This window comes from Pseudomonas sp. A (assembly GCF_056270345.1).
In genome coordinates this window covers 1062190-1077269 of record NZ_CM149873.1, presented here as the reverse complement: position 1 = coordinate 1077269, position 15080 = coordinate 1062190, and the positions used below count along the sequence as shown (strand labels likewise).

General features: G+C 61.3%; 22 protein-coding genes and 1 tRNA gene. 16 read left to right on the top strand and 7 right to left on the bottom strand.

The window, feature by feature from the left end:
- Entirely contained in the window at positions 1 to 444 is a 444-nt protein-coding gene (locus AC0MAZ_RS04900) for a hypothetical protein (protein ID WP_203648604.1), read from the top strand.
- Between the two features lie 163 nt (positions 445 to 607).
- On the opposite strand, the gene gabP is transcribed toward AC0MAZ_RS04900, so the two are convergent.
- Positions 608 to 1993, bottom strand: a complete 1386-nt coding sequence (gene gabP, locus AC0MAZ_RS04895; protein WP_475860406.1) for a GABA permease — start codon at positions 1991 to 1993, stop codon at positions 608 to 610.
- Positions 1994 to 2599: 606 nt separating this feature from the next.
- Here gabP and AC0MAZ_RS04890 point away from each other — a divergent pair.
- From AC0MAZ_RS04890 to AC0MAZ_RS04870, 5 genes are all read left to right on the top strand, one after another.
- Complete coding sequence (locus tag AC0MAZ_RS04890; protein WP_203648616.1) at positions 2600 to 3373, top strand: ABC transporter ATP-binding protein; 774 nt, start codon at positions 2600 to 2602, stop codon at positions 3371 to 3373.
- 13 nt (positions 3374 to 3386) lie between these two features.
- A complete protein-coding gene (locus tag AC0MAZ_RS04885) occupies positions 3387 to 4148 on the top strand; it encodes an ABC transporter substrate-binding protein (protein WP_110734354.1) in 762 nt (253 codons plus the stop codon).
- A 57-nt stretch (positions 4149 to 4205) separates the two neighbouring features.
- Positions 4206 to 4898: an ABC transporter permease gene (locus AC0MAZ_RS04880; RefSeq protein WP_203648618.1), complete on the top strand. Its 693-nt coding sequence runs from the start codon at positions 4206 to 4208 to the stop codon at positions 4896 to 4898.
- Positions 4899 to 5588, top strand: coding sequence for an ABC transporter permease (locus tag AC0MAZ_RS04875; RefSeq protein ID WP_232854873.1), 690 nt, complete (start codon positions 4899 to 4901; stop codon positions 5586 to 5588).
- Positions 5589 to 5682: 94 nt separating this feature from the next.
- Positions 5683 to 6906 carry a methyltransferase gene (locus tag AC0MAZ_RS04870; RefSeq protein WP_232854872.1) on the top strand — a complete coding sequence of 408 codons (1224 nt, stop codon included), beginning with the start codon at positions 5683 to 5685 and terminating at the stop codon, positions 6904 to 6906.
- 225 nt (positions 6907 to 7131) lie between these two features.
- On the opposite strand, the gene mdtI is transcribed toward AC0MAZ_RS04870, so the two are convergent.
- Together mdtI and AC0MAZ_RS04860 are read right to left on the bottom strand one after the other, a co-directional pair.
- Entirely contained in the window at positions 7132 to 7449 is a 318-nt protein-coding gene (mdtI, locus tag AC0MAZ_RS04865; protein WP_050703396.1) for a multidrug/spermidine efflux SMR transporter subunit MdtI, read from the bottom strand.
- Positions 7443 to 7802, bottom strand: a complete 360-nt coding sequence (locus tag AC0MAZ_RS04860; RefSeq protein WP_028688477.1) for a multidrug/spermidine efflux SMR transporter subunit MdtJ — start codon at positions 7800 to 7802, stop codon at positions 7443 to 7445. The genes mdtI and AC0MAZ_RS04860 overlap by 7 nt, the downstream gene beginning before the upstream one ends.
- Positions 7803 to 8329: 527 nt before the next feature.
- On the opposite strand from AC0MAZ_RS04860, the gene AC0MAZ_RS04855 reads away from it, so the two are divergent.
- The 6 genes from AC0MAZ_RS04855 (at position 8330) to AC0MAZ_RS04830 (ending at position 10512) form a co-directional block, all read left to right on the top strand.
- Positions 8330 to 8908, top strand: a complete 579-nt coding sequence (locus tag AC0MAZ_RS04855) for a hypothetical protein (protein WP_203648623.1) — start codon at positions 8330 to 8332, stop codon at positions 8906 to 8908.
- A gap of 9 nt (positions 8909 to 8917) precedes the next feature.
- Positions 8918 to 9124, top strand: coding sequence for a helix-turn-helix domain-containing protein (locus tag AC0MAZ_RS04850; RefSeq protein ID WP_023629980.1), 207 nt, complete (start codon positions 8918 to 8920; stop codon positions 9122 to 9124).
- 18 nt (positions 9125 to 9142) lie between these two features.
- Positions 9143 to 9529, top strand: coding sequence for a hypothetical protein (locus AC0MAZ_RS04845; RefSeq protein WP_203648624.1), 387 nt, complete (start codon positions 9143 to 9145; stop codon positions 9527 to 9529).
- Between the two features lie 22 nt (positions 9530 to 9551).
- The gene (locus tag AC0MAZ_RS04840) at positions 9552 to 9803 is read left to right on the top strand and encodes a hypothetical protein (protein WP_028688480.1); all 252 of its coding nucleotides are present in this window, start codon (positions 9552 to 9554) and stop codon (positions 9801 to 9803) included.
- Between the two features lie 98 nt (positions 9804 to 9901).
- Positions 9902 to 9977 (top strand) — tRNA-Thr (locus tag AC0MAZ_RS04835).
- Between the two features lie 67 nt (positions 9978 to 10044).
- Complete coding sequence (locus AC0MAZ_RS04830) at positions 10045 to 10512, top strand: hypothetical protein (protein ID WP_475860403.1); 468 nt, start codon at positions 10045 to 10047, stop codon at positions 10510 to 10512.
- 178 nt (positions 10513 to 10690) lie between these two features.
- On the opposite strand, the gene AC0MAZ_RS04825 is transcribed toward AC0MAZ_RS04830, so the two are convergent.
- From AC0MAZ_RS04825 to AC0MAZ_RS04815, 3 genes are all read right to left on the bottom strand, one after another.
- Positions 10691 to 11143, bottom strand: coding sequence for a DUF2442 domain-containing protein (locus AC0MAZ_RS04825; RefSeq protein WP_475860401.1), 453 nt, complete (start codon positions 11141 to 11143; stop codon positions 10691 to 10693).
- Positions 11131 to 11361: a DUF4160 domain-containing protein gene (locus AC0MAZ_RS04820; protein ID WP_475860399.1), complete on the bottom strand. Its 231-nt coding sequence runs from the start codon at positions 11359 to 11361 to the stop codon at positions 11131 to 11133. The genes AC0MAZ_RS04825 and AC0MAZ_RS04820 overlap by 13 nt, the downstream gene beginning before the upstream one ends.
- Before the next feature lie 410 nt (positions 11362 to 11771).
- Positions 11772 to 12107 (bottom strand): hypothetical protein, encoded by a 336-nt coding sequence (locus AC0MAZ_RS04815; RefSeq protein ID WP_234563084.1) that lies wholly within the window; start codon positions 12105 to 12107, stop codon positions 11772 to 11774.
- Between the two features lie 224 nt (positions 12108 to 12331).
- On the opposite strand from AC0MAZ_RS04815, the gene nirK reads away from it, so the two are divergent.
- From nirK to AC0MAZ_RS04795, 4 genes are all read left to right on the top strand, one after another.
- Entirely contained in the window at positions 12332 to 13477 is a 1146-nt protein-coding gene (gene nirK / locus AC0MAZ_RS04810; protein WP_475860396.1) for a copper-containing nitrite reductase, read from the top strand.
- Between the two features lie 77 nt (positions 13478 to 13554).
- Positions 13555 to 13767: a DUF3079 domain-containing protein gene (locus AC0MAZ_RS04805; protein ID WP_203648636.1), complete on the top strand. Its 213-nt coding sequence runs from the start codon at positions 13555 to 13557 to the stop codon at positions 13765 to 13767.
- Positions 13768 to 13846: 79 nt separating this feature from the next.
- Positions 13847 to 14095, top strand: a complete 249-nt coding sequence (locus tag AC0MAZ_RS04800) for a type II toxin-antitoxin system Phd/YefM family antitoxin (protein ID WP_203648638.1) — start codon at positions 13847 to 13849, stop codon at positions 14093 to 14095.
- A gap of 10 nt (positions 14096 to 14105) precedes the next feature.
- The gene (locus tag AC0MAZ_RS04795; protein WP_475860394.1) at positions 14106 to 14453 is read left to right on the top strand and encodes a type II toxin-antitoxin system RelE/ParE family toxin; all 348 of its coding nucleotides are present in this window, start codon (positions 14106 to 14108) and stop codon (positions 14451 to 14453) included.
- 202 nt (positions 14454 to 14655) lie between these two features.
- Here the strand turns inward: AC0MAZ_RS04795 and AC0MAZ_RS04790 are convergent, their stop codons facing one another.
- Entirely contained in the window at positions 14656 to 15069 is a 414-nt protein-coding gene (locus AC0MAZ_RS04790; protein WP_050703389.1) for a type II toxin-antitoxin system HicB family antitoxin, read from the bottom strand.
- Positions 15070 to 15080: the final 11 nt, after the last annotated feature.

The following is a 15080-nucleotide window of genomic DNA, read 5'->3' as shown; positions in this document are numbered from 1 at the left end:
ATGGCCACCAACACCAAACAACAGAAACGCGCCAAGCGCGCCGCCACCAAGGCCAAGCAGAACCGCATGGTGCGCAGCGGCCAGGCAGTCAAGGCCAGTGCCGGCGACAGCGCCAGCGTCGAGCAGGTGTTCAACAAGGCCATGGAGTCGGGCAGCTACGACAGCCTGTTCGTGAAAATGAAGGAAGCCCAGGAAGGCGGCCTGGTGCCGATGATCTCGGTATTCCTGGTCGACCCACTGCTGGCACTGGTGCTCAAGGGCCACAAGGAAGAACACGCCACCGACTACATCGTCCTGGTGTTCACCGCCTACCGCGCGTGGCTCGACGGCATCGACGAGGATGCGACCATGGCCTGGCTGGAGAGCGACGAGTTCCAGGACGCCTATGTCACCGCCTCGGAGGTCGTGGCCAGGCAGCAACAACAGCAGAAGCAGTTCGGCTGATAGTGACGCTCAACTTGCACCGGCCTCTTCGCGGGTAAACCCGCTCCCACAGGTTCCCTATCGCCTTTCAGGCTTGTGAGATCCCTGTGGGAGCGGGCCTCACAGGCAAACAAAAAGGCCGCGCCCCTCACAGGACGCGGCCTTTGCATTTCACACCAGCGGATCAGCTATCCAGCGCCACCCGCGCAGCAGCACCACGCTTGCGGTGCAGCAGCAGGCCAGCCGCCACCACACCAATGCTCAGGATGGCCGTGGCGATGATCTCGGCACGGTGATCCTCACGCAGCGCCATCACCACCAGGATGGCAATGATGAAGGCGATGGTCGCCCAGGTCAGGCCCGGGAACATCCACATCTTGAACGAGATCTTCTCGCCCTTGGCTTCACGCTGGGCACGCATGCGCAGTTGCGACACGGCGATCACCAGGTACACCAGCAGGGCGATGGCGCCGGAGCTGGCCAGCAGGAACTCGAACACCGCGGCCGGGGCCAGGAAGTTGGCGAACACGCACAGGAAGGCCGCGGCGGTGGAGAGCAGCACGGCCCAGTGCGGGGTGCCCGCCTTGGTGGTGCGCTGGGCGATGGCCGGGGCGTCGCCACGCTTGCTCAGGGAGAACAGCATGCGCGAGGAGGTGTACAGCGCCGAGTTCAGGCAACTGGTCACCGCGACCAGCACGACGATATCGACGATCAGCTTGGCATTCGGCACGCCGATCAGGCTGAGGACAGTCTGGTAGGAGCCTTTCTCGGCGAGGGTCGGATCGTTCCACGGCACCATGGCCACGACCAGGAAGATCGACACCAGGTAGAACAGGCAGATACGCCAGATCACCGAGTTGGTGGCCTTGCTGATCTGGCGGCCCGGGTCTTTCGACTCGGCGGCGGCGATGGTGACGATCTCGGTGCCCATGAACGAGAACATGGTGGTCAGCATCGCGGCCAGCACCGCGCCCAGGCCGTTGGGCATGAAGCCCTGGGTATCGAACAGGTGGCTGATGCCGCTGACCTGGCTGCTCGGCACCATGCCGAACATGGCCGCGCAACCGACGACGATGAAGCCGATGATCGCCAGCACCTTGAGCAGGGCGAACCAGAACTCGAACTCACCGTAGTTCTTCACGCTGAACAGGTTGGTGACGGTCAGCGCCAGGGTAATGATCAGGGAGAACGCCCACAGGTCCACCGACGGGAACCAGGCATGCAGGATGGCCGCGGCGGCGTTGGCTTCCAGCGGGATCACCAGGACCCAGAACCACCAGTACAGCCAACCGATGGTGAAACCGGCCCAGCGCCCGATGGCGCGATCGGCGTAGGTGGAGAAGGAACCGGTGTCAGGCGAGGCAACCGCCATTTCGCCGAGCATGCGCATTACCAGCACCACCAGGGTACCGGCGGCGGCGTAGGCCAACAGCACGGCAGGGCCGGCGGCAGCGATGGCATGGCCGGAGCCGACGAACAGGCCGGCGCCGATCACGCCGGCAATCGACAGCATGGTCACATGCCGTTGCTTGAGCCCCTGAGCGAGGTCATTGGAATTGTTACCGCTCATAAAACTACCTTTGTAAGGAGGTGGACTACACGAATGACTGGCCAGCGCGCCGGGGTGTGAGTGGGCGTCGCTGCATTCAGTGGTTTCGGGATGGCAATAAGCGGGCCAGCTGAGAATGGCTTTCGTCTGAAATGTTTCTGTAACCAAGAACGACGCGGCTTGCAGGGCATTGTGCCAAGCTTTGACCGAAAGGTCGTCAAATCCCCATGCCAAGTTGGGATTACTGAAATACCCACTTACAAACGCACCAAAGGTGCCCCTCGGTAACACCTGGGCACAAATTCAGGACACGGCAAAGCGCAACCTCAAGGCGCAACCTCGAACCCGCATAACCCGCGACACAGTGCCACCCGGCCAAAAACGGCTTCCCAGATAGGAACAAAGCTGGCACCATCGCGCCTTTTTTCATCAAAGCTCCGGTGCTGGGCAGAACGCCAATGCGGATATCCTGGCGACAGTCCACTGCAGCGATGCGACAAACTGTCCCACCAGCGACCCGAGCCCCCCGCGACCCGGTTGGCCGCCGTTGCGCCGCTATGCTAGCGTGGCGCTCGCCAGGAAGGCCGCCAACAGCTGGGAACGCACCCGAACACATGAGGACCGCACATGGCCCAGGCCACGCCCGCGCTGGAAATCCGCAACCTGCACAAACGCTATGGCGAGCAGGAAATTCTCAAGGGCATTTCGCTGACCGCGCGCGACGGTGACGTGATCTCCATCCTCGGCTCATCCGGCTCTGGCAAGTCCACCCTGCTGCGCTGCATCAACCTGCTGGAGAACCCGCACCAGGGCGAAATCATCGTCGCCGGCGAGTCCCTCAAGCTCAAGGCGCAGAAAAACGGCGACCTGATCGCCGCCGACAACCGCCAGATCAACCGCCTGCGCAGCGAGATCGGCTTCGTCTTCCAGAATTTCAACCTGTGGCCGCACATGTCGATCCTCGACAACATCATCGAGGCGCCGCGCCGCGTGCTCGGCCAGAGCAAGGCCGAGGCCACCGAGCACGCCGAGGCGCTGCTGAACAAGGTCGGCATCTTCGACAAGCGCCACAGCTACCCCGCCCAGCTTTCCGGTGGCCAGCAACAGCGTGCCGCCATCGCCCGTACCTTGGCCATGAAGCCCAAGGTCATCCTGTTCGACGAGCCGACCTCGGCGCTCGATCCGGAAATGGTCCAGGAAGTGCTTAACGTCATCCGCGCATTGGCCGAAGAAGGCCGTACCATGCTGCTGGTGACGCACGAGATGAACTTTGCCCGCCAGGTGTCCAGTGAAGTGGTCTTCCTGCACCAGGGCCTGGTCGAAGAGCAGGGATCGCCGCAGCAGGTCTTCGAGAACCCGACCTCGGCGCGTTGCAAGCAATTCATGTCCAGCCACCGCTAACGGAGCAACACGAATGCAGACCTACAAGAAATTCCTCCTGGCCGCTGCCGCCACCCTGGTGTTCTCGGCCAATGCCATGGCAGCCGAGAAACTGAAAATGGGCATCGAGGCGGCCTACCCGCCCTTCAACAACAAGGATGCCAGCGGCCAGGTGGTCGGCTTCGACAAGGATATCGGTGACGCCCTGTGCGCCAAGATGAAGGTCGAATGCGAAGTGGCCGTCTCCGACTGGGACGGCATCATCCCGGCGCTGAACGCCAAGAAGTCCGACTTCATCATCTCCTCGCTGTCGATCACCGACGAACGCAAGCAGGCCGTCGACTTCACCGACCCCTACTACTCGAACAAGCAGCAGTTCATCGCACCGAAAAACGTCGACTTCAAGACCGACCGCGCTTCGCTCAAGGGCAAGACCATCGGCACCCAGCGCGCCACCCAGGCGGCTACCTGGCTGGACGATAACGGCGGCATGGACGGCGAGTTCAAGGTCAACCTGTATGACGGCCAGGAAAATGCCTACCTCGACCTCACCTCCGGCCGCGTCGATGCCATCCTCGCCGACAAGTACGCCAACTACGACTGGCTGAAATCCGAAGCCGGCAAGAACTACGAGTTCAAAGGCGACCCGGTGAACGAAAGCGATAAGGTCGGCATTGCCGTGCGCAAAGGCGACAATGAGCTGCGCAACAAGCTCAACGCCGCACTGAAGGAAATTGTCGCCGACGGCACCTACAAGAAGATCAACGACAAGTACTTCCCGTTCAGCATCTATTGATTCGCCCCGACAGGCATCGCCGCCCTGGCGATGCCTGTCCCTTGAACAAACTTACCCATGAATATCGACCTGCACGGATTCGGCCCGGCCATGATGGCCGGTACCCTGATGACCGTAAAACTGGCGCTCTGCGCCTTGCTGCTGGGGCTGGTCCTGGGCCTGCTCGGCGCCCTGGCCAAGACCTCGCCGGTCAAGCCCTTGCAATGGCTTGGCGGCACTTATTCCACACTGGTGCGCGGCGTACCCGAACTGCTCTGGGTGCTGCTCATCTACTTCGGCACCGTCGGACTGATGAACAGCCTGGGCGAGCTGCTGAACATGCCGGGCCTGGAGCTCAGCGCCTTCACCGCCGGGGTGATCGCCCTCGGCCTGTGCTTCGGCGCCTACGCCACGGAAGTGTTCCGCGGCGCGATCCTGGCCATCCCCAAGGGACACCGTGAAGCGGGCCTGGCACTGGGCCTGTCCAAGGGTCGCATCCTCTCGCGGATCATCCTCCCGCAGATGTGGCGCATCGCCCTGCCGGGCCTGGGCAACCTGTTCATGATCCTGATGAAGGACACCGCGCTGGTGTCGGTGATCGGCCTTGAAGAAATCATGCGCCACGCGCAGATCGGCGTGACCGTGAGCAAGGAGCCGTTCACCTTCTACGCGGTCGCCGCCTGCATCTACCTGGGCCTGACCATCATCGCGATGATCGGCATGCACTTCCTGGAAAAGCGCGCCGCTCGCGGCTTCATGAGGGCCGAGTAAATGAACTGGGAAGTCATCATCAAGTGGCTGCCACGCCTGGCCCAGGGCGCGACCCTGACCCTGGAGCTGGTGGCCATCGCCGTCATCGCCGGCCTGATCCTGGCCATTCCGCTGGGTGTGGCGCGCTCTTCGCGGCACTGGTACGTGCGCGCCCTGCCCTACGGCTACATCTTCTTCTTCCGCGGCACACCGCTGCTGGTGCAGCTGTTCCTGGTCTACTACGGCCTGGCCCAGTTCGACGCAGTGCGCAACAGTTCGCTGTGGCCGTACCTGCGCGATCCGTTCTGGTGCACGGTGCTGACCATGACCCTGCATACTGCCGCCTATATCGCCGAGATCCTGCGCGGCGCCCTGCAGGCGATCCCCAAGGGCGAGATCGAGGCGGCCCGGGCGCTGGGCATGTCGCGGGGCAAGACGCTGCTGTACATCATGCTGCCGCGCGCCACGCGCATCGGCCTGCCGGCCTACAGCAACGAAGTGATCCTGATGCTCAAGGCCAGCGCCCTGGCCAGTACCGTGACGCTGCTGGAACTGACCGGCATGGCGCGGACCATCATTGCCCGGACCTACCTGCCGGTGGAGATCTTCTTTGCCGCCGGGGTGTTCTACCTGCTGATCTCGTTCGTGCTGGTGCAGGGCTTCAAGGTGCTGGAGCGCTGGCTGCGCGTGGATGCCTGCCAAGGGCGTTGAACCCGGGGCCGCACGCGGCCCCCTCTCTGTAGGAGCGGCCTTGTGCCGCGATGGGCTGCACAGCAGCCCCTCTCGCTAGCACCCCGGTGCCCGAATGACCTCAACACCCTACCTGCAAACCAACCAGCTCCTCGAGCGCTTCCAGGCCCTCGACCGCTTCCTCACCCGCCACCAGCCCCTGTGGCACCCACGCCCGTTCACCCACCTGCGCCTGGCGTGGGAAGACCAGCACCCGCAACTGTCCCATTGGCTGCGCCAACGCACCCTCGAGCAAGCCGAATCCTCCGAAACCTCCGAGGCCCCGCCCCCCTTCCCACAACTGGCCGCCGAAGCCGCGCAGCTGTCCGCCGTCGGCGAGCTGCCCGATGCCGGCCTGCATCCCGCCGGCCACCGCCTCGATGTCGGTGTCCCCGGCCGCAAGTGGCAGCAGATCGAAGCCTTCAGCCGTCGCCTGGCGTTCAGCCAACCCGCCCGGCACTGGCTCGACTGGTGTTCCGGCAAAGGCCACCTGGGCCGTCGCCTGTTGCAGACCGACCAGCAACTGACCTGCCTGGAGTACGACGCTGAACTGGTCAGCGCCGGCAAGGCCCTGAGCGAGCATCACCACCTGCCCGCCACCCACGTACACCAGGACGTCATGGCCGCCGACAGCGCCCGCCACCTGAACGGCGACAAGAGCGCGGTCGCCCTGCACGCCTGCGGCGACCTGCATGTCCGGCTCATAGAGCTGGCAAGCCAGCAGGGTTGCCGGCAGATCGCCGTTGCGCCCTGCTGCTACAACCGCATCCAGGGCAAGGCCTATCAGCCACTCTCCGGCGCCGCCCGGGCCTCGGCGCTAGCCTTGACCCAGGAAGACCTGGGCCTGCCGCTGAGCGAGGCGGTCACCTCCAGCCTGCGCACCCGCCGCCAGCGCGACACCTCAATGGCCCGCCGCCTGGGCTTCGACCTCTTGCAGCGCCAGCAACGTGGCATCGACGGCTACCTGCCCACGCCATCGCTGCCGGTCAGCTGGCTGGCAAAACCCTTCGAGCAGTACTGCCGCGACCTGGCCGAACTCAAGCAGGTCACGATCAACGGCAACCCCGACTGGGCCACCCTGGAAGCCGCAGGCCAGCGACGCCTGGCCGAGGTGCGCAACCTCGAGCTGGTTCGCAATCTGTTCCGCCGCCCCCTGGAAATGTGGCTGGTGCTCGACCGCGCCCTGTTCCTTCAGGAGCAAGGCTACGTGGTGCGTGTCGGGGTGTTCTGCGATTACCCGCTGACGCCCCGCAACCTGCTGCTGCTAGGCGAGCGTGACACAGCGCCGCAGCACGGTTGACAGCCTGTGGATAACTCTGTGAACAAGCTTGTGATGAAAATCACCAAATCTTGGATCCAGCGGCTATTTGCGCTGCTTTGCTTATTCCACCATGGGCGTCAAAGCCAGTAAAAACAGGACTTTGCGCAAAGACCGATGGTAGCGCTGGCCGGCATGCCTTTCGCGCAAGCGGCCAATGCCCATTGTGCATAAACCATTCGGCCAAGCGCTTTGGCGGGGGTGTTGTCAAGCCAGTTTGAGCAAGCTCATGCCTACCAGCAGCAGCACCAGGCCGAGCCAGCCGCGCCCGGCCAGGCGCTGACCGAACAGGGCCCAACCCATGGCCACGGTGGCGAGAATGCCGAAGCCACCCCAGATCGCGTAGGCCAGCGACAGGTCGATGTCCTTGACCGCCTGGGCCAGCGCGGTGAACGCCGCCAGCACGCAGAGGATCGAGGCCACGCCCAGGCCCTTGCGGCGGAAACCGTCGGAATACTTGAGCAACAGGTTGGCCAGGACTTCCAGCACGATGGCCAGGCCCAGCCAGGCAAATGGCATCAGCATGGCACGGCCTCCCCTTCACGTTCGACAGCCTTGGCCCGGGTGCCGGCCTTGACCAGCAAGATGCCGGCGATCATCACCGCCAGGCCCAGGGCCTTGGTCCAGCCCAGGCTTTCGCCGAGCCAGAGCACGCTGATCAAGGTGATCAGCACGATACCGAACCCCTCCCACAGCGCGTAGGCGACACCCACCGGCACACGCTTGACCGCCAGGGCCAGGAAGAAATACGACAGACAGATCATGACGTACATGACGGCATGCCCCAGCACGGGGAAATGGGTGGCGGCGAGTTTCATCGACGCCGTGCCGATCACCTCGAAGGTGATGGCGACGATCAGGTAGATCCAGGAACGCATGATGCCCTCCCATGGGCGACAGCAACCGAGCGCACAGGCATCGGCACCAGACAGAGACGTTTACGGCTGTAGAGGGAGGGTGGCGCTAGAGGTCGCCGGTCCAGTGACGCTCACGGGAAACCAGGCGGGAGGAAGAGAGGAGCTTGAAAGCTTTACTGTTCAACATAATGAACAAAAGATTAGCTGAGCTGATCGATTAAGTCAAAACGATAGGCTAAGACTAAATATTTCTCGCGAAAAATTGCGTGCCTCCAGATTTATCCTCTTAAAGCCTGCTGAAAGCTTCGTAAATTATATTCCCCACAGTCGTTCCTATAGGGATGACCCTGCGACTGCTCTATAGCGTAGGCAAGCTTCCTCAGCGTGGGAGCGGGCTAGCCCCGCGATCACCGGCAAGGCCGGTGCCATGCCTACTCCCTCCTCCTGCGACAAACCGTCGCCACAGGCCAAATAACAAAATTAATTATTGTTTTACGATAATTATTCAAGAATAATCCGCCCCGTTCATCACTGTACGGAGGCACCCCATGAACAGTAGATCCGTGGCCTATGCGCGTTCGCGCCTACGCACCATCGGCGCATTCGCCGCCTACCTGGCGTGGACAACCGCGATCGTCGAGCTGACGATCACCCCGTTGCTTTTTATTTTCGATTTCCCCGACATGCTCAACGGCTACCTGCAAGCCTACGGCGACCAGATGCCCCTGCTGCTGGAACCCGGCTACCAGGCATCCCCCCTGGCCATCGGCCTGGTATTGGTGGTGGACATGATCCCGACGATGATTTCCGTCATCGCCCTCTGCCTGACCGGCCTGTTCTTCCATCGGCTGTCCCGTGGCCAGACCTGGACCTCGGACAATATCAAGCTGCTCTGGTGGGTCGGCCTGCTGTGCATCTTCACCCCGTTGCTGTGGCCGGTGACCTATACCTTGCAGGGCCTGGCCCTGGCCATCGACCTGCCGGCCGGCGAAAGGAGCTTCAGCTTCTCGATCGGTGTATCATCGCAGGCTGTCTACGAGATCATGAAAGGCATCCTGCTGTGTGCCTTCTCGCTGCTCATGCGTGACGCCAAGACCATCAGCGATGAACACAACTGTTATGTCTGACTGCTTCCTATGCCGATAATCATCCGCCTCGACGTCGTCATGGCCCGGAACAAGATGCGTTCCAAGGACCTGGCGGAAATCATCGGTATCACGGAAGCGAACCTGTCGCTGCTGAAAAACGGCAAGATCAAGGGTTTCAAGATCGAGACCCTGGAGAAGCTGTGTCGCGCCCTGAACTGCCAGCCCGGCGATCTGCTGGAGTTCAGCGACGAATGATCAAGGACTGCAACACCCATGGCACTTTTCCACAACAGTTTGGCCGCCCTCGTGCTGGCCTGCCTGGCCTTGGCCCTGGCCGGCTGCGGCCCGAGCTACACCTATAGATACTCGCCACCGCCCAGCGCGCATGGCATGAATTGCATCAACAGCTGTTCGACGGAGCGCAACCACTGCCAGCAGATGGCGCGCCTGCAGGAGAACAGCGAACGTGCGCTGTACCAGGCCGAGATGAGGGCCTACCAGTACTGCCAGAACGGCAAGAGCAAGAAGGAAGCGCGTCACAGTTGCCACTACCCGAGCTACCCCTTCCACACGGGGAGCAGCTACAGTTGCGGCAATGACTACGACTCCTGCTACATGGCCTGCGGCGGCACCATCCAGCGCATCCTGAACAAAGACTGATCCCGGAACGGACTCGAACATCGTGAAACACACCAAGCCTTTCGCCCTGCTGACCCTCGCCCTGGCCATGACCGGCTGCGCCAGCGGCACGCCTTCGAGCAAGCCCGCCCCGCTGAACTGGAACATGCCCGGCATGCAACTGGGCGGCGACCGCGGCCTGCCCCTGCACAACGCCGACGGCAGCTGCCGCAAGCGCGGCTGCGACAACGGCAAGCTGTTCTTCAACCCGGGCCAGCCCGAACCGAGCGTCAACTCCATCCACCGCGGATGGTAGGAAAATTCTCCTTTGTGCGCGGTGACTTAGGGGAATGTGCGATGGATGCAACGAAGTGGTTTACAGCGGCAAATCCATCGCTATAATGACGCCCCTGTGCCGGTATAGCTCAGATGGTAGAGCAACTGACTTGTAATCAGTAGGTCCCGGGTTCGATTCCTGGTGCCGGCACCATTCGTAGTACTCAAAAGGCTCACCGAAAGGTGGGCCTTTTTTGTTTTGCCTACGAGAGGTGACTCAGATGGTGAATTTACCCAGCCTTAAGCAAGGCGTTGTGCATTCGGCCATGGCGTTCTCAAAAGCGTTCCGGAAACCCCCTCCCCAATGGTTTGCCTTCCGCCTGTTCTCAATGTTCCCCACAGGCTGCTGTGAATACGCAAGCTTGCTGGTGGCGTGGTTTCTATCTGAGGAATACGAGGGCATTACCGTCGACGTGGTGATGGGCGAGCTGAAGGAAGATCCGGAGCAACGGCATATCTGGCTGAGGCTCGAAGGGCACAATCTGGATGTCACTGCTGACCAGTTCGATGCAGCTCTCCCCCACACCCTCATCACCCAAGCCGGGGGATGGCATGAGAGATTCAACGAGATTCGCGTGGCGCCATTCCAAATGGGTTTCCACGAGGACTACGGGGATGACTGCAGGCAAGACTTCATCGACGACTACAGGGCCTTGGCACACAAGGCACGGGCGCAGCTCGGGCCGTAGGCTTAGAGCTAGCTCATGTTTCGGGGCTGCGATGTCGCGCCGAGAACCGGCTTCGCAAGCGCGCCGCGTCTTCTGTAGGAGCGGCCTTGTGCCGCGATGGGCCGCAAAGCGGCCCCGGCAATCGCGGATCACAACAGCGAAACCTCAAGCCCCCACCGACAGGACTCAAAACACCCTATCAGGCAGCCTTCTGCTCCAGACTCTCCCACCCCAGGCATGCCAGTGCCAATGTGCGTGGAACCGCTTCACGACCACTGCTATAGCGGCTGATGCTTCGGGCGCTGACGCCCAGCGCTTCGGCAGCCTGGTCGAGCGTCATCCGATGGCGCAAACGCCAGCGAATGAAAACGCGGGTATTTTCATCAGGGGCGTTCTGGGCAAGCGCATCCAGCAGCAGGGTATCCGCACCAATCTGAATATCCAGCGCCGGCCACTCCACCGACCATCCCCCGTCGCCCAATACGACACCTTCGAACGCTTTACGATTGGACAGCGGCGCCAATCCCGGATACGTCTTGAGCGCATCGCTCATATCCAGGGTGAAATGCTGACCATTGGTAAAAGTAAGCTCAAGGCTGGCACCCAATCGAGGCTGCACACCCTTGAGACGGGGACGTTTCATCGATGCCATTTCATCCACTCCTCCAACAAATCGGCCTGATTGGCCGCGACCCAAGCCAGGGCTTCTTGCACCACTTTGGCAGGTGCTCTGCCTTGGGTAACCGTCACAAATTCCAGACTGATCACCACATCCACTCCACCTCCCGTAAGGTGGACATGGGGTGGGAGATGATCTCTTTCCCTTAGCTCGATTCGGTACTTGTCGCGAAATCGATGTTTGGTAGACATGGCTTGATCGTATCGCCAATTTGGCGATACATCAACCGCTACGAACCGGCTGCTAGGGTATCCACAGCATCGGGGAGGCACATCTGAGCGGGCGCGTTCTTGCGGGGGTTGTAAAGCCGCACCTTTGATGAGGACCAACCAGCAAAAAACTACAACTCATGTCTGCGGCAAACCACTGATGCCATTAAATAAATCTGTCCCCTTTTTTGTCACCTTTTTTGTCACACCATTCAAGGTTCCATAGAAAGCTTTCACAATCTCTGGAACCCCCGAAAAACCCGCCTTATGGCGGTTTTTTTCGTTTTGGCGTTCCGTCGGATTCCGAGGGTAGCCAGCGCTAATTAAGCAACCTGCAGCGCGACATAAAGACGGGCCAATGATGTATGTCTTTGTCTTGAGCGTGTCGGTTGTTAGCCCTTCACGTTATTGACTGGCGGCAGGTTCATGTGAATGGTGCATGATCCCATTTCGTTCACTTTATTCGTGCCTGGTTCATCCACAAGCTGTACCGAAATTCTGCCCATATGGACAGGTCCGGTGAGCGTTTTCAGCCTGACCCGCCTGTAGTTTCCAAACTTCTCCAGCGCGCCAAATGGCGTCGACCCAAGAATCTCATACTCGCAGAACCCGACTTCCGGATTCTCGGCCACGGCAAATCGACTGGCATAGATGTAAATCGAGGGCACGTCTGGGTGCCTCGAAACGTACTCGATACCCATGTTCAATTCATTGAGATTCGGATTCATTAGCTACCCCATGATTATCTATCCACAGAGACTCTACCGCTGACGAACCGAGGAAACCATCTCCAACCCTTCGTAGAATGAGCCGACATGGCAGCCTGAACGTCGGCTTCCCACCTGCGACACATCGCCCACCCCACCCACTTCTTGTTTTCGCTCAATAAACCATACATTCAAAGCGGCTATTCCTGTGCCCGACGGCTTTCGTCGACTTAAGGAGAAGTCCCATGAACGAGCAACAAGGCGTGTCCCTGACCCGGCGCGGCATACTGGCCGGTACCGTGTTGCTGGGCGTCGGCGCCTCGGCGCTTGGCAGCGGCCTGGCAAAGGCCGCGACCGCCGTACCGGGCCAGGACCCGGCGGTTGACCTAGCGAAACTGGAGCGTGTCAGTGTCGAGCTGGTGGCGCCGCCGCAAGTCCACGCTCATACCCAGCGTGCCGAGGGCAAGCCGCGGATCGTCGAGTTCCGCATGGTCATCGAAGAGAAGGAGCTGGCCATCGACACCGTCGGCGCCTACATCCACGCCATGACCTTCAACGGCTCGGTTCCCGGCCCGCTGATGGTGGTGCATGAGGGTGACTACGTGGAACTCACCCTGGTCAACCCAGCCAGCAACAGCATGATGCACAACATCGACTTCCACGCCTCCACCGGCGCCCTCGGCGGCGGCGAGCTGACCCACGTGAAGCCCGGCGAGCAGGTGAAGCTGCGCTTCAAGGCCGACCGTGCCGGGGTGTTCGTGTATCACTGCGCACCGGGTGGGGCGATGATTCCCTGGCATGTGGTGTGCGGCATGAACGGCGCGATCATGGTCCTGCCCCGCGACGGCCTGAAGGACCCCGAGGGCCAGCCGTTGCGCTACGACAAGGTCTGGTACATCGGCGAGCAGGACTACTACATCCCCCGCGACAAGGACGGCAAGTACAAGCGCTACGCCAACCCCATGGCCAGCTTCGGCGACATGAGCCAGCTGATGAAAGGGCTGGTGCCCAGCCATGTGGTGTTCAACGGCAGCGTCGGTGCCCTGACCGGCAAGCAGGCGCTCACCGCAAAGGTCGGCGAGACTGTGCTGATCGTCCATTCCCAGGCCAACCGCGACACTCGCCCGCACCTGATCGGCGGCCATGGCGACTATGTCTGGGCCTCGGGCAAGTTCGCCAACCCGCCGCAGCGCAACCTGGAGACCTGGTTCATCCCCGGCGGCGCGGCAGGCGCTGCGTTGTACACCTTCCGCCAGCCCGGGCTGTACACCTACCTCAACCACAACCTGATCGAAGCGGTGATGCTCGGCGCCGCCGCGCATGTGCAGGTCGAGGGGCGCTGGAACGACGACCTGATGAAACAGGTGCAGGCGCCCGGGCCGATCAGCTAGCGGCATTGACCCCGATCAAGCCCCTTGGCCATGCGCGGCATAGCCTGAGCGCAGGCATTCACTTCATGGAGGGAGACATGGCCAAGCGATTTCCCAACAACCCCAGCCATCCCGAACGGATCTGCTGGGGCTGCGACCTGTACTGCCCGGCCAAGGCGCTGGCGTGCGGCAACGGCGCGGACCGGACCATGCATCCGGTGGAGTTGTTCGGGGAGGATTGGAACCAATTGGATGATCGCCTTGACAGGCCAATCGACAGCCATGTGGATCGCCCATCGAATACTGGCTGACGCGGCTTGCCAGACCTACGGTCTTGATTCAGTCTGAATTTGGACTACGATGCATTCCACTGCACTCGAGGACACTCAGATGAGAGTCGAAACTATCAGCTACCTGAAGCGCCATGCCGCAGACCTCGACCTGGAAGAGCCCATGGTGGTCACCCAGAATGGCACACCCGCGTATGTGATTGAATCCTATGCAGATCGCAAACGTCGCGACGAAGCCATCGCCCTGGTCAAGCTTCTGGCCATGGGCTCACGCGAGTACGCTCAAGGCAAACACAGCTCTGCGGACGATCTCAAGGCGCGTCTTTCCAGGAAGTTCGCCGAGGACTAAGCGATAACGCATGGCCAAGCCAAGTATTCGTTTCACCGACTCCGCGTCACAAAGCCTTGAGGACCAGGTTCATCATCTGGCGGTCTACAACGGCGCCGCGGCAGCACTCGACACGATCACCAACCTGATCGATGCCATTGAGCACAAGCTCTCGATGGCCCCCGCCGCCTATCCCATCAGTCCTCAGGCCAGCGAGCTGGGCGTGGCGCACTACCGGGAACTGAATCTTGCGGGTTACCGTGTGTTCTACGAGATCGTCGAGGACGGGCGAGTGGTGGCCGTTGAGCTGGTCTTGAGGCAGAAGCAAAGCATCGAGCAGGCGCTTGTCCGTTACTGCCTCATCTATCCCCTGGCCTGACACATGTAGTCACTTGATCGCCAGTTGAGGCTGTCACAGGTGTCGCCGGTCAATGGGTACTTGGCCAAGGCGTTGCAGATCGCATAGTCCGACCAGTGCGGTTTGGGGCTGAGCATCGCCCAGCTTATCGCGACCAATCCTGGCAGCGAGCTGCTGCTGGAGTACCGACAGTGTGCGACTGCCCTTGGATGCAAGCCGCTGATCACTTGCAATCACCCTGCAAAATCCTCAGCGCCGCCTCGGCCAGGAAACCCGAGCGACTCTTGTGCTCCGGGTGGTTCTGCACATACGAGTCGATGCGGGTGAGCAGGTACGCCGGCAGTGTGATGTTGAGCTTCTCGGCCTTGCCCAGGTAACGGGTGATGTCTATATCGATCAGCGCCCAGGTACAACCGGCATAGGACGGATTGGCTGCGTGTACGCTGACCAGGCTGGCCTTGGGGATCTCCTGCTGGTCCTGGGCCAGCAGTTCGAGGTGGCCTTCGATGGCTTCGCGGGCCATGGCGATGGCGTTGTCGAGGTCTTCGCCGGCCGAGAAACAGCCCGGGATGTCAGGGACTTCAACACCCCAGGCGTGTTGATCGTCACCGGGGAGAATCGCAATGGGGAACAACATGGTGATGGGTC